The organism is Corallococcus sicarius (assembly GCF_003611735.1).
Taxonomy (GTDB): domain Bacteria; phylum Myxococcota; class Myxococcia; order Myxococcales; family Myxococcaceae; genus Corallococcus; species Corallococcus sicarius.
The window spans coordinates 1-12,104 of record NZ_RAWG01000299.1; the positions used below are offsets into that span (position 1 = coordinate 1).

Sequence of the window (12,104 nt, forward strand, 5' to 3'; positions counted from 1 at the left end):
GTGGGGTGGGGTGGGCGGCGGCGCTTCCCGACACGACGACGGTGCTGAGCCTCTACGAGCTGCCGGTGTCTTCCTACTACGAGCACACCGCCCAGGTCGGGGTCGGCTACCGCAACCATCTGCCCGGTCTGGCGCACTGGGGCTTCCAGGTGACGGGCGGGCCCACCTTCTACGGCGCCCACTTCGCCACCCTCCTGCCTCCCGACCGGCGCGTCGCCGGCACCATCCAGGGCCGCGTCCAGGTGGGCTACCAGCTCGGCGACGTGGGCCTGGGCGTCGCCCTGGGCTACGCGGAGCCGTTCGGCCTCAAGAAGCGCAGTTACGCACGTGACTTCGTGGGTGGCGTGAACCTCGGATTTTTCGCGGATTGGCGGTAAAGGCGAGGTACACTCCGGGAGTGAGAGCGGAACGGCCACCCGGTGTGGGCGCCCGTGCGCCGCGCCCCCCCGTCATGGCCGAGCTGCTCAGTGCCCACGTCACGCGCTACCTGCGCAACCGCGAAGAGTTCGAGCGCGGCCTCCCCCCCGCCATCCTCCTGTTCATGCCCGCGCTGGGCTCCGTCGCCCCGGCGGAACGGGAGGACTACCCGCTGCGCACCGTGACGAACGCCGGGCCTGCCACGCTCGGCCAGGACGAACCCGTCGTCTTTCCGCTCCTCAAGTCCCAGGGCAACGCCTTCGGCCGGGGCATCACCGTCGGGCGCACCGGCAACAATGACGTCGTGCTGGACGACGGCAGTGTGTCCCGATTTCACGCGTGGTTTTCGCGAGACGCGGGAGAAGCGGGGTTCCTGCTGACGGATGCGGGCTCGAAGAACGGCTCGTACGTGGCGGGAGGGCGCCTGCTGGCGCGCAAACCGGAGCCGCTGGGGGACGGGATGCGGGTGCGCTTCGGCCAGGTGGAGGTCACCTTCTACACGGCAGGCGGTTTCGCGCGCCTGCTGGCGGTGCGGCTGCAGTCCTGAAGCCTTGCCACGTCTTCGGCGGCCTGCGTAACGTGCGGAGTCACCCTCGGCATGGATGGGAGCGTTCGCGGTGGCCTTGACCACAGAAGCCTTCGGGCTGACCGATGTAGGCCGGAAACGGCAGCACAACGAAGACGCGATGATGGTGGACGCGTCGCTCGGCCTGTTCATGGTCGCCGATGGCATGGGCGGTCACGCCGCGGGTGAAGTCGCGAGTGCGCGGGCCACGGAGGTGGTCAAGCAGCACATCGCGGCCAACCGTCACCTGCTCAAGGACCTGGCCAACAACCCCACGGCGGACAGCCGCTCGGCGGCGGCGGCGCTCGTGGAGGTGGCCGTGCAGCGCGCGTGCGCGGACATCTACCGCGCGGCGATGACGGACGCCGCCAAGCGCGGCATGGGCACGACGTTCGTGTGCCTGGCGGTGGGCGGCAACAAGGGCGTCATCGGGCACGTGGGCGACAGCCGCGTGTACCTGGTGCGCCACAGCCAGTGTCACCGGCTGACCGAGGACCACACGCTCGTCGCCGCGCAGCTGAAGGCCGGCACCATCACCAAGGAGCAGGCGGCCACGTCGCAGTACCGCAACGTCATCACCCGCGCGGTGGGCATCCAGGAGTCGGTCCAGGTCGACACGCTCATCGTGGACCTGATGCCCGGCGACGTGTTCCTGCTCTGCTCCGACGGCCTCCACGGCTACATGGAGGACGAGGAGATCTTGCCGCTGGTGGCGGGGCTCCAGCCCGGCGACCTGCCGCGCAAGCTGGTGGACATCGCCAACGAGCGCGGCGGCAAGGACAACATCACCGCGGTGGTGGTGAAGATCGCCGGCGACAGCGCCGCGCTGGCCAGCGAGGAGACGAGCGAGGCGCAGTCGCGCATGGAGGCGCTGCGGAAGATCCCGCTCTTCCGCCACCTCACGTACAAGGAGCAGACGGCGGTGTTGTCCATCGCCACCACGCGAACCTACCCGGCGGGTCGGGAGATCGTCGTGGAGGGGCAGCCGGGCGAGGAGCTCTTCGTCGTCATCCGGGGCCGGGTGGCCATCGAGAAGAACGGCGTGGAGATCGCGGAGCTGCGCTCGGGCGGGCACTTCGGTGAGATGGGCCTCATCGACAACGCGCCCCGGTCGGCGACGGTGCGCGCGACGGAGCCCACGCGGACGATGGTGATTGCCCGCTCGGACCTGATGGGGCTGATGAAGCGCGAGGCCATCCTCGCGGTGAAGATGCTCTGGAGCTTCGTGCAGGTGCTGAGCGACCGGCTGCGCGCCACCAACTCCGAATTGAGCGAAGCGCGGCAGGAGCTGGCCGTGGCGCAGGCCATCCAGCCGTTCGCGGAAGACTGACGCGGGAACGCTTCCGGGCCGTGGGACGTCCTGGACAGGACGCTCCGGAATTTCCCGGGGCAAACCGCCGTTGGGGGGGGCCGGCCGCGGGGTAGTTTCCGGCCGCGTACGCATGCGCAAATGGGTCTTCATCGGGTTGGCCGCCGCGCTGGTGGTCCTCGCCGCCGTCGTGTGGGGCCCCCGGTGGGGGACGCCCGCCGCGCGCCCCGTGTCGCCCGTCTCCGCGAGCTCGATGCGCCAGGGGCTGCCGGCCTTCAACGCGGTGACGGTGTCGTCGGGCGCGCAGGAGGGGCTGACGCTCACCGGGCGCGTGCTGGACGGCGGCGGCAAGCCGGTGGCGGACGCGGAGGTGTCGCTCGCGGCCACGGCGGAGCGGACGCTGGCGGACGTCCGGTGCGACGAGTGCGGCCTGGCGCTCCTGGCCTGCACCGCGCATGAGACGGCGCTGCACACGCGGTCCTTCTTCGAGCAGCAGCAGGGCTTCCTCACGCCGCGCGCCACGGTGCGCACGGACGCGCAGGGCAGGTTCCGCTTCGAGCGCCTGGCGGGCGTGTCCTTCTCCGTCTGGGCGCGCGCGGCGGGGCTGGGCGTGGCGCTCAAGGAGCGGGCCGCGCCGGGTGAGGCGGTGGAGCTGTACCTGCCGCCGTTGCGGAGCATCAGCGGCACGGTGGTGGACGACTCCGGCCAGCCGAGGCCCGGGGCGCGCGTGCGCGCGGTGTCGCGCAAGGTGCCGCTGCCCTTCGAGGTGGTGGCGGGCGCGGGCGGTGCGTTCTTGCTCACGGGCCTGGGCGAGGGCCCCTTCTACGTGCTCGCGGACGCGGAGGGCTTCCAGCCCGCGGTGGCGCAGCACGTGGAGGCCAACTCGCAGCCGCTGCGCCTGAAGCTGACGCCGTCGCGCACGCTGGAAGTGCGCGTCACGCGGGACGGCGCTCCCGCCGCGGCGACGGTGCGGCTGAGGGGCGACCACCTGACGCGCGAGGAGCACACGGACGGGCAGGGCGCGCCGGTGCGCTTCAACGGCCTGTACCCGGACGAGGTGGTGGTGACGGCGGAGGCGCCGGGCTTCGGCTCCGCGCCCCAGACGCTCACGCTGTCGCAGCGGGTGACGCAGGTGACGCTGGAGCTGGAGGCGGCGGGCCGGCTGCTCGTCACGGTGGTGGACGAGGACGGCCAGCCGGTGCCGAACCCGCAGCTGCTCCTGCGCACGGTGTCGGGCGACCTCATCCGCCGCGACGCGGTGGCCACCGGGGCGCTCGCGGAGCTGGGGCCGCTGGCGCCGGGCGAGTACGTGCTGGAGGGACAGGCGGAGGGCTTCACCGCGGCGCAGCTCCCCGCGCGCGTGGCGCAGGGAGAGACGGCGCTGGAGCTGGAGCTGGCGCGGGCCACGCTCATTACGGGGCAGGTCATCGACGAGTACGGCCGGCCCGCGTCGAACGTGTCCATCCTGGTGCAGCCCACCGGGGAGGTGACGAACGCGGGCGAGGACGGCCGCTTCGTCGCGCAGGTGCCCATGCCGGGGCTCTACACGCTGCACGCGCACCACTCCGAGTGGGGCGGCGGCAGCGTGCAGGCGACGGCGCCCGCCACGGACGTGACGCTGTCGCTGGAGGCGAAGGCGGGCGCGGACGTGACGGTGTCCAGCGGGGGCCGGCGGGTGGAGGGCGCGGACGTGATGATGTGGGCGGATCCGGAGAACGTCTTCCGCAGCGACCGCCCCTCGGGCCCGGACGGCGTGGTGCCCATGCGCGGGCTGCCGCCGGGCACGTACACGCTGGTGGCGTCGCATCCGGAGTACCTGCAGTCAGGCCCGAAGGCGGTGACGGTGCAGGACGGCACCACACAGCAGGTGGCGGTGGAGCTGGAGCCGGGCGCGCAGCTGACGGGCGACGTGGTGGACGAGGACGGCCAGCCGGTGGTGGGTGCGAACCTGAACGTGCTGCCGCGCATGGCGGCGCCGGTGCAGACGGACTCGAGCGGGCACTTCGAGTTCCGCGCGCTGCGGCCGGAGCGCACGTACACGCTGGAGGCGCACCACGCGAGCTACGAGCCCCTTGAGAGGGTGCAGGGCAAGCCGGGCGGGCCGCCGGTGCAGGTGAAGATGCGCCGGCGCTCGACGTTCCGGGGCCGGGTGATGGACGACAGCGGCCAGCCGGTGCGCCGCTTCCGCGTGGACGAGCACGATGTGAACAGCCCGGACGGGCGCTTCGAGCTGCCGCTGTCCAGCGCGGGGGAGCGGCTCATCGTCGCGGTGGAGGCGCCGGGCTACGAGCCCCAGGTGGTGGACCGGCCGTCGAAGACGCCGGACATGGGCGATGTCGTGCTGACGAAGGCGCCGTCGGTGACGGGCCAGGTGCGGGACGCATCGGGCGGCGCGGTGGCGGACGCGGTGGTGACGTGTGACGTGTGTGACGGGTCGGTGCTGTCGGGGCCGGACGGCAACTTCACGCTGGTGAGTCCGCCCTTCGTGCCGCGCTTCACGGTGTCCGCGCGCAAGGGCAAGGTGAGCGGCACGCAGGAGGTGCAGCGCGGGAGCACGGCGCCGGTGCAGCTCACGCTCAAGCCCGCGACGCACCTGACGGGCCGGGTGTTCCTGTCGGACGGGCGGCCCGCGGCGGGCTCGCAGGTGGAGGGGCTCAACGCGGACCGCAGCGAGTCCGTGTCGCTCATCACCGGGGCGGACGGCCGCTACAGCGCGGACCTGTCGCCGGGCAGCTACCGCTTCATGGTGGCGGGCGGGCGCGGGGGCTCGGGAGATCCGGCGGTGGTGGTGCAGGTGTCGGGCACGGACATGACGCTGGACCTGGGGCCGGTGCCGGGCACGGGCTCGCTCACGGTGCTGCTCCAGCCGGAGCGGGGCAAGGCGCTGTGGATCGTCCCGGGCGAGGTGGGGCAGGTGGGCAACCCGCCCGTGGAGCTGCTGCGCTCGCGCTACGCGCAGCTCGTGTACCAACCGATGTCGGAGCGGGTGGTGGTGCAGGGCCTGACGCCGGGCCGGTACACGCTGGTGTGGGGCTTCTTCCACATGGAGATGCCGGGGGCGGGCCCCCTGGTGCGCACGGTGGAAGTGCCCTCCCAGGGCGAGGTGTCCCTGAAGTAGTCGTATTGCGACCGGGCCCCCTGGCGCGTAATGAAGCCGCATGGACGCATCGGCATTGAAGGGCCGCCGGGTCATCGTCGGCGTGGGCGGCGGCATCGCGGCGTACAAGGCCTGTGAGCTGGTGCGGGAGCTGGGGCGAGCGGGCGCGGAGGTGCGGGTGGCCATGACGGAGGCCGCGCGCCAGTTCGTCACCCCGCTCACCTTCCAGGCGCTGTGCGGGCACCCCGTCCTCACGGACTACTTCGACCCGGCGCAGGAGGGGAACTTCGGCCACCTGGACCTCGCGCGCTGGGGGGATGCCTTCGTGGTGGCGCCCGCGACGGCGGACCTGCTGGCGAAGATTCGCGCGGGCTTTGGCGGGGACGCGGTGACGACGTCGCTCTTGGCCTTCAAGGGCCCGGTGGTGCTGGCGCCCGCGATGAACGTGGCGATGTGGGAGAACGCCCGGACGCAGGAGAACGTGGCGTCGCTGCTGGCGGATCCGCGCTTCACGGGCGTGGGCCCGGGGGCGGGGATGCTGGCGTGTGGCGACGTGGGCTCCGGGCGACTGGCGGACGTGGGCGCCATCGTCTCCGCGGTGGCCGCTCGCCTGGGCGGCGGGCCGTTGCAGGGCAAGAGGGTGCTGGTGACGGCGGGCCCCACGCGCGAGTTCCTGGATCCGGTGCGGTTCATCTCCAACCCGTCCACGGGGAAGATGGGGATGGCGCTGGCGCACGAGGCGCGAGCGCTGGGCGCGACGGTGACGGTGGTGCTGGGGCCGGTGGGCCCGGTGGACCGCACGGGCCTGGAGGTGGTGGACGTGGTGAGCGCGGAGGACATGGCGCGCGAGGTGTTGTCGCGGGTGGAGTCCGTGGATGCGTTCATCGCCACGGCGGCGGTGAGTGACTGGCGTCCGGAGGTGCGGGCGCCGCAGAAGGTGAAGAAGGGTGAAGGCCCGGAGTCCCTGCGCATGGTGCGCACGCCGGACGTGCTGCTGGAGGCGTCGCGCAAGGTGGCGGGGAGGGCGAAGCGCCCGGTGCTGGTGGGCTTCGCGGCGGAGACGGAGCGGGTGGTGGAGCACGCGCGCGAGAAGCTGGAGCGCAAGGGGCTGGACGCCATCGTCGCCAACGACGTCACCGCGGCGGGCGCGGGCTTCGGCACGGAGACGAACCGGGTGACGGTCATCTCCCGCACCGGGCCGGACCGCGTGCTGGAGGGCACCAAGCGCGCGGTGGCGGGGGAAATCCTCTCGCTGCTGCTCGTGTCACCGCGCGGGTGACGGGTGGGGCTTGGGCGTCATCAGCCGCTGCTCAAGGGATGAGCTTGCGGCGGCGGAAGTCCGCGAAGACGTCGCGGAACATCGCCTCCGTTTCGATGTGCTCGTGGAAGCCGAAGCGGCGGGCCTTGGACCCGTCCGCGACGAAGTCGTAGCCCGTGGACAACACGCCCTGCGCGAAGGGCCACGCCGACACGTCCTGGTAGGAGTTCTTCGCGAGCCCGTGCTTCCGCACCATCGCGTCCCAGCGCGGCCCCTTGTCCGCCATCACGTCCACCAGCGACAGGGGCAGGGGAGGGGCCACCTCCAGGTCGAACATGCGCGCGAGTTTCGGCCACATCTCGCTCCACCGGAACTGGTCGCCGTTGTTGATGTTGAAGGCCTGGTTGGCGCACTTCGGCTCCGTCGCCGCCCACACGGTGGCGCGCGCCAGCAGCCCGGCATCCGTCACCTCCAGCAGGATGTCGTACGCCGTCGGCGTCCCCGGGAAGCGCAGCGGGATGCCCAGGTCCTTCGACATCGCCGCGTACACCGCGATGGCCAGCGTCAGGTTCATCGGGTTGCCCAGCGCGTAGCCCACGACGATGGACGGACGGATGGCGGACCACGTCCACGCCTTGCCCTGCTGCCGCTGCTCCAGGAAGTCCTGCTGCTCCACGTTGAACTCGGGCGGCATGTGGGCCGCGTCCGTCTCACGGGCCGGCGTCTTGAACGGGCCCAGGTGCGCGCCGTAGACCTTGTAGCCCTGCATCAGGCTCACGTGCTTCAGCCCCTTCGCGATGGGCTCCACCGCCTCCACCACGTTGACCAGCATGGCCAGGTTGGGCGCCACCATCGCCACTGGCGTCGGCCGGTCCTGGAACGCGGTGTAGAAGATGTGCGTCACCTGCGTGAGGCCGCCAAGCTTCTTCCGGCAGTCTTCTGCATCGAGCAGGTCCACCGACACGTAGCGCACCCGGTCGCGGGGCTCGCCACCGCGCCGCGACAGGCCAATCACTTCCCAGCCCTCCAGCGTCTCCAGGTGGGCGATGAGGTTGAGCCCGATGATTCCATGGGCCCCGACGACCAGGGCCACGTTCTTGTGCGCGTTCATGCTGTCCTCCCGGGATGGCGTATGGCCACCACCATGGACGCGCTCCGGTGCGTGGAGTAGAGCGGCCGGGAGCACAGCACCTGTGAGTTCAATTCCATGGCGCGTCTGGACATCAACCGCTCCGGGGAGATGGAAGTCTTCGTCCGGGTCGTCGAACTGGGAGGCTTCTCCGCCGCGGCCCGCGCGTTCCGGATGACGCCGTCCGCGGTGAGCAAGCTCGTCGCTCGCCTGGAGGACCGCCTGGGCGCGCGGCTCGTGCACCGCAACACGCGCGGCCTCCAGCTCACCTCCGAGGGCTGCGTCTTCTACGAGCGCAGCGTCCGCCTGCTCGCGGACCTGGAGGAGGCCGAGCGCGGCGTCACCACCAGCGAGACGCCCTCCGGCCGCGTGCGCATCAACGCCAACGTCCCCTTCGGTACGCACATCCTCCTGCCCCGCGTGCAGGACTTCCTCGCGCTCCACCCGGCCATCACCCTGGACATCACGCTCACGGACCAGGTGGTGGACCTGCTGGAGGCGCGCACGGACGTGGCCATCCGCGCCGGCCCCCTCAAGCCCTCCAACCTCATCGCGCGCAAGCTGGGGGAGACCCGCTACGCCATCGTCGGCTCACCGGCCTACCTCCAGCGCATGGGGACGCCCAGGAAGGTCGCGGACCTGGAGCGGCACAACCGCCTGGGCTTCAGCTACGTGCGCGCCGTCCAGCACTGGCCCTTCGTGGAGCGCGGGGCCACCGTCTCCGTGCCCTGTGTCGGCAACGTGCAGGCCAGTGATGGCGAAGCGCTGCGGCACCTGGTGCTCGGGGGCGTTGGCCTCGCGCGGCTCGCGGGCTTCCAGGTGCGCGAGGACCTGAAGGCCGGACGCCTGGTCGCGGTGCTGGAGGACCAGAACTCCGGTGACACCGAGGCCGTGCACGCGGTGTTCCTCGACACCGCCGGCCACCTGCCGGCGCGCGTCCGAGCGTTCCTCGACTACTTCTCCAAAGTGGGGCTTGGCTGACGCGGGAGCACCCGCGCCATCGGTCCCGCCATCGTGTCCGCGCCGTGGATGAACGTATGCTGTTCCACATGCACGGACTCGTGGAAGTCAGGCTCGCCGTCCGGCGCGTTCCAGTCCACGCGGTCCATGCGGAGGATGCGTGACGAGTGCGGCAGCAGCGTCGTGGGGTCCGTCACCAGCTCCAGCTCCACCCGCGCGAACCTCCCGGGCGTGTCGTCCGTCTGTCCCACGGGCTCCCGCACGACATGCAGCCTGGCGCACCGGGGCTCCGGGTCGGCGTCGGAGCAGGGCACGCCCATGTCCAGCCGTTGTCGCTCCTCCGCGGGGACGGCCTGGGTGCTCTTGCGGCCGGAGCCCACGTCCATCGTCATTTCGATGACCTCCAGCTTGCCCGGCTTGAGGCGTGCGCCGTGCCAGCTGCCCACCCACTGGTTCCACTTGTCCCGCGCGTCCCGCTCCAGCCCGGCGGTGAGGCCCGCGGTCACCTGGGCCTTCTTCCGGGGGCTGAGGGGCAGCGCATCCAGGAAGGCCTGGCTCCGGCTGTCCTCCAGCGGATCAATGCCCTGGAAGTCTCCCTGCGCGTCGATGATGGCCGTGGCCAGGGGTTCCACGAAGGCGGGGAACGGGGCCTCGATGATCTCCACGTCGCGGATCACCAGCCGCCGCTGACCCTCTGCATCCACCGGGCCCAGGAGCATCGTGAACCGTCGCTGCGCCTTCTGCCGGCCGCTCCAGTCCGTGCGCACGTCCACCGTGTGGAGCACCCGCATGGACGCCTGCTCGGGCCAGCCGTAGCGCAGCGACACGAGGTCCTTGTCCCGGGCACCTCCCAGCGTGGCGCACCCGGAGGCTCCGGCGGACAGGACGACGACGGCGAGCCACGGACGAAGGAGGGAGGCCATGTCCTGTCACGATAACAATGTCCCGCCGCCCGCGCGGCGCACCGTGGAGCGCGCCTGCGCGAACCCGATACTTCGTCTGCGCCCACGTCAGGCGAGGGCCGGAGTGCCGCGCCGCAGGCCCGCGTACTCCAGCACCGCGAAGGCCGCGACCGCCGCCGCCTGCGCCGCGACGAACAGCATCCCGAGCCCCGTGGGCGTCGTCGGGCCGTGGGTCAGCAGCAGCACGCTGTCCACGACCCACAGCGCGTTGACCGCGACCACGAACCACACCGGCCACGAGGGCAGGGTGGCCCGTGACGCCAGATACCCGAGCAGCAGGGCGAAGGGGATGAGGCCCAGCCCCGCCATGCGCAGCAGTCCCGCCTCCAGTCCCAGCAGGGGGGCCAGGGGACCCGCGGCCGCGGCCATCAACAGGCCCATGGCTCCACTGGCGACCCCGTCCAACAGCAGCGCGCGACGCAGCAGGCTTCCCGACACGTTCTTGGTGCTCATGGCATTCATTCCCTTGCAGGAGGTGGGAGACGACGGGGCACAAGATGCGAGCCGGGCCTGTCGCTGTCGATTACCTCCGAGGGAATGGATGCGATGACGTGGGCCCCCTATCTTCGGGCCATGACGAGCCTTCAGCAGAGCCGTCCCGTGGGAGAGCTGCTGCGCGGCTGGCGTCAGCGGCGCGGCTTGAGCCAGATGGACCTCGCGTTGCGCGCGGAGGTCTCCACCCGCCACGTCAGCTTCCTGGAGACAGGCCGCTCCCATCCCAGCCGGGACATGCTGCTGCACCTGGCGGAGGAACTGGACGTGCCCCTGCGTGAACGCAACGGCCTCCTGGTGGCCGCGGGCTTCGCGCCCGTGTACGCCGAGCGCTCCCTGGACGACCCCGCGCTGCGCGCCACGCGCGAGGCCGTGGAGCTGGTGCTCGCGGGCCATGAGCCCTATCCGGCGCTCGCGGTGGACCGGCACTGGACGCTCGTCACCGCGAACCGCGCGGTGGGCGTGCTCCTCGCGGACCTGGACCCGGCGATGCTCCAGCCGCCCCTCAACGTCCTGCGCCTGAGCCTGCACCCGGCGGGGCTCGCGCCGCGCATCGAGAACCTGCGCCAGTGGCGCGACCATGTCCTGACGCGGTTGGGCCGGCAGGTGGACGTCTCCGCGGACGCCACGCTCGCGGCGCTCCTGGAGGAGCTGCGGGGCTACCCGGTGCCGGAGGAGCGGGCGGCCCCGAAGGAGCGCGACTTCGCGGGCGTCGTGGTGCCGCTGCGCGTGCGCACGTCCCTGGGGCTCTTGTCCCTCTTCAGCACCACCACCGTGTTCGGCACGCCCGTGGACATCACGCTCGCGGAGCTGGCCATCGAGTCATTCTTCCCGGCCGACCCCGACACGGCGGAGGTGCTGCGGCGGGCCGCGTCCGAGCGGTCCCGCCAGGATACGTAAGGGCGCTGGGCGCTACTTCTTCACGCGCACCGTCTGGAGCGCCGTGCCCCAGGACACGAGCTGATCCAGCATCGCGTTGACCGACTTCTCCTTGTGGGGGTCGGGCTTGAAGACGGCGAAGCTCTCGAAGTCGGTGAAGAGCGACAGCTGCACCTGGGCGCGCACGGTAGCCATCTGGAGCTCCGCCGCGATGAGGCGCAGGTGCTCCACCGCGCGCACGCCGCCCGCGCTGCCGTAGGCCACGAAGCCGGCGGCCTTGTTGTTCCACTCGGCGTAGAGGTAATCGAGCGCGTTCTTCAGCGCCCCGGACGTGCTGTGGTTGTACTCGGGCGTGACGAAGACGTACGCGTCATACGCGGCCACCTTCGCGGCCCAGGCCTTCGTGTGCGGCAGGGTGTATTTGCCCATCGAAGGCGGGAAGGGTTCGTCCAGCAGGGGCAGGTTGAAGTCCTGGAGGTCGACGACCTCGTACTCAGCGTCGCTCCGCTTCTTCGCGATGTCGTGGACCCAGCGGGCGACAGCGTCGGCCTTGCGACCCGGCCGGGTGCTTCCCACGACGATGGCCACCTTGATCATGTGCGCTCTGCTCCTGGAAACGGGCTTGGGACGACGGGGACGCCCGACCTTTTCCCGCGCGCGCCTCCGGGGAAAGCAGAAAGGCCGTGGGTCTGTCCTGCACCCGACCCGGGCACGGCCTTGCGCCCGGAAGGTGGCGGTGGGCCCGACCCTGGGCTAAGCGTACGGGCAACTTCTCCGGCTGCTTCCTTGCGCCGGGGCGGGCCCTCCGCTACCGATCCAAAACCGTGAACGACGACACGCTCGATTCCTCGCAGGAGCTGGCCGACGTGCTCCAGGACGTGCGCCGCCACCTCCTCTGGCAGGAGGAGAACGGCGGCCGCGTGCTGCTCGTCGACGCCAAGGTCGCGGCCGAGCTCCAGCAGCAGCGCGCCGCCTCCTCGTCCGTGCGCACGATGATCGCCCGGACCAAGGCCCCCGAGCCGGCCGTCGCTCCCCC

At 71.6% G+C, this 12,104-nt stretch carries 10 protein-coding genes and 2 pseudogenes; 8 read left to right on the top strand and 4 right to left on the bottom strand.

Annotated features, from left to right (window positions below):
* The 5 genes and pseudogenes from D7X12_RS32830 to coaBC all read left to right on the top strand — a co-directional run.
* Positions 1–377: pseudogene (locus tag D7X12_RS32830) on the top strand (hypothetical protein); the annotation flags it as partial.
* A 74-nt stretch (positions 378–451) separates the two neighbouring features.
* Positions 452–964, top strand: a complete 513-nt coding sequence (locus tag D7X12_RS32835) for an FHA domain-containing protein (protein ID WP_120629183.1) — start codon at positions 452–454, stop codon at positions 962–964.
* A gap of 55 nt (positions 965–1,019) precedes the next feature.
* Positions 1,020–2,312: a Stp1/IreP family PP2C-type Ser/Thr phosphatase gene (locus tag D7X12_RS32840; protein ID WP_120629174.1), complete on the top strand. Its 1,293-nt coding sequence runs from the start codon at positions 1,020–1,022 to the stop codon at positions 2,310–2,312.
* Between the two features lie 112 nt (positions 2,313–2,424).
* Entirely contained in the window at positions 2,425–5,409 is a 2,985-nt protein-coding gene (locus D7X12_RS32845) for a carboxypeptidase-like regulatory domain-containing protein (RefSeq protein WP_120629175.1), read from the top strand.
* Positions 5,410–5,449: 40 nt separating this feature from the next.
* Positions 5,450–6,667, top strand: coding sequence for a bifunctional phosphopantothenoylcysteine decarboxylase/phosphopantothenate--cysteine ligase CoaBC (gene coaBC / locus D7X12_RS32850; protein WP_120629176.1), 1,218 nt, complete (start codon positions 5,450–5,452; stop codon positions 6,665–6,667).
* A 31-nt stretch (positions 6,668–6,698) separates the two neighbouring features.
* Here coaBC and D7X12_RS32855 read toward each other — a convergent pair whose 3' ends face one another.
* Positions 6,699–7,757 carry an SDR family oxidoreductase gene (locus D7X12_RS32855; RefSeq protein WP_120629177.1) on the bottom strand — a complete coding sequence of 353 codons (1,059 nt, stop codon included), beginning with the start codon at positions 7,755–7,757 and terminating at the stop codon, positions 6,699–6,701.
* A 96-nt stretch (positions 7,758–7,853) separates the two neighbouring features.
* On the opposite strand from D7X12_RS32855, the gene D7X12_RS32860 reads away from it, so the two are divergent.
* Complete coding sequence (locus D7X12_RS32860) at positions 7,854–8,756, top strand: LysR family transcriptional regulator (RefSeq protein WP_120629178.1); 903 nt, start codon at positions 7,854–7,856, stop codon at positions 8,754–8,756.
* On the opposite strand, the gene D7X12_RS32865 is transcribed toward D7X12_RS32860, so the two are convergent.
* Together D7X12_RS32865 and D7X12_RS32870 are read right to left on the bottom strand one after the other, a co-directional pair.
* Positions 8,729–9,658, bottom strand: a complete 930-nt coding sequence (locus D7X12_RS32865) for a hypothetical protein (protein ID WP_120629179.1) — start codon at positions 9,656–9,658, stop codon at positions 8,729–8,731. The genes D7X12_RS32860 and D7X12_RS32865 overlap by 28 nt on opposite strands.
* 87 nt (positions 9,659–9,745) lie before the next feature.
* Positions 9,746–10,150 carry a hypothetical protein gene (locus D7X12_RS32870; RefSeq protein WP_120629180.1) on the bottom strand — a complete coding sequence of 135 codons (405 nt, stop codon included), beginning with the start codon at positions 10,148–10,150 and terminating at the stop codon, positions 9,746–9,748.
* A 93-nt stretch (positions 10,151–10,243) separates the two neighbouring features.
* Here D7X12_RS32870 and D7X12_RS32875 point away from each other — a divergent pair, with 93 nt between their 5' ends.
* Positions 10,244–11,089 carry a helix-turn-helix domain-containing protein gene (locus D7X12_RS32875; RefSeq protein ID WP_244224926.1) on the top strand — a complete coding sequence of 282 codons (846 nt, stop codon included), beginning with the start codon at positions 10,244–10,246 and terminating at the stop codon, positions 11,087–11,089.
* A gap of 12 nt (positions 11,090–11,101) precedes the next feature.
* Here the strand turns inward: D7X12_RS32875 and D7X12_RS32880 are convergent, their stop codons facing one another.
* Complete coding sequence (locus D7X12_RS32880) at positions 11,102–11,665, bottom strand: NADPH-dependent FMN reductase (protein WP_120629182.1); 564 nt, start codon at positions 11,663–11,665, stop codon at positions 11,102–11,104.
* A gap of 227 nt (positions 11,666–11,892) precedes the next feature.
* Here D7X12_RS32880 and D7X12_RS32885 point away from each other — a divergent pair.
* Positions 11,893–12,104: pseudogene (locus D7X12_RS32885) on the top strand (uracil-DNA glycosylase); the annotation flags it as partial.